We start from the raw sequence: 1,109 nt of genomic DNA, 5'->3' as shown, positions 1-1,109 counted from the left end.
CGCATCGTGACCAGTGGCTGGCTGCAGCTTGCTGAGGTGGAAATTGTCAGCCACCCTGGGGCTGCTTACGAACAGCTTTGGAAAGCGTTAATGCGTCTGCTCACCGCATTTGCTGGGTTTCTTTATCGGCCTGCTCTCTATCTCGTATATTTTWAAACGTTCATTGAAACCTCTTACTGCCATCATTAATAAGATGAACGACATCGCCAACAACAAGTTTGGCGACCCTTTGACTCGTCCTCATACCAAAGATCTGATTGCCGTGGTTGATGGCATCAACCGCATGTCTGCTCAAATCGAAGTCTCTTTTAAAGAGCAAGCGAAAGAAGCGCAACGCCTGCGTGAACAAGCCTATATCGACCCGATCTCGAAACTGGGCAACCGCTCTACTACATTAGCCAATTGGATCAATGGACTAGCGGAAATGACGCCGGGTGGCGTAGCGGTGCTTAACGCGGAATACATCGGTGAAGTGTACGACAACAAAGATTATCAATCGGCTGACCGAATGGTAGCAGAGCTTGCCAAACAGCTCGACAGCACCATCTCAATCCAGGGCGAGCGCTTGCGCGTATTTCCAGCGATGAATTTGGTTTGATTTTCCCACACATGGATGAAAGCGAACTTGAAAATTGTCGCCGACTAGCATTGTGAACTGCGTAAACATGACTCAACACCGATCAACCGCACTGCAGATGCCAAAGTGGCGCTGGGTATTGCCTACATCAAAGAGAGCAAACCGCTCAGAGATGCTCTCTATGGTGGATAACGCCCTATCGAAAGCCAAAGCCACACCAGAGAAGAAATACGGTTTTGTCGGCAGTGACAGCCAAGGCGGCATGATGGGTAAACAGCAGTGGAAAGCGCTGGTTGAAGAGGCGATCCACAATCAATGGGTTCACTTCCGTTTCCAAGCGGCGAACACCATCAATGGCCAAACCTTCCACCGAGAAGTGTTCTCAAGCATCGAAAAAGATGGCCAAGTTTACCGACGCCAACCAATAACCTTTACGCACTCGAACAAGCTTGAAGCGACCCATATCTTTGACCAATACGTCATCACCTCGATGATTGAAAACTGCAAACGGGTTTGGTGGCCGAAGCCAATT

The 1,109-nt window shown here is 49.3% G+C and carries 1 pseudogene; it reads left to right on the top strand.

Annotation, left to right across the window (positions count from 1 at the left end):
* Positions 1-1,109, top strand: a pseudogene (locus CIK04_RS23520) (GGDEF domain-containing protein); the annotation flags it as partial.

The sequence above is a fragment of the Vibrio sp. 03_296 genome, assembly GCF_002265885.1.
This window is presented reverse-complemented; position numbering and strand designations above follow the sequence as displayed.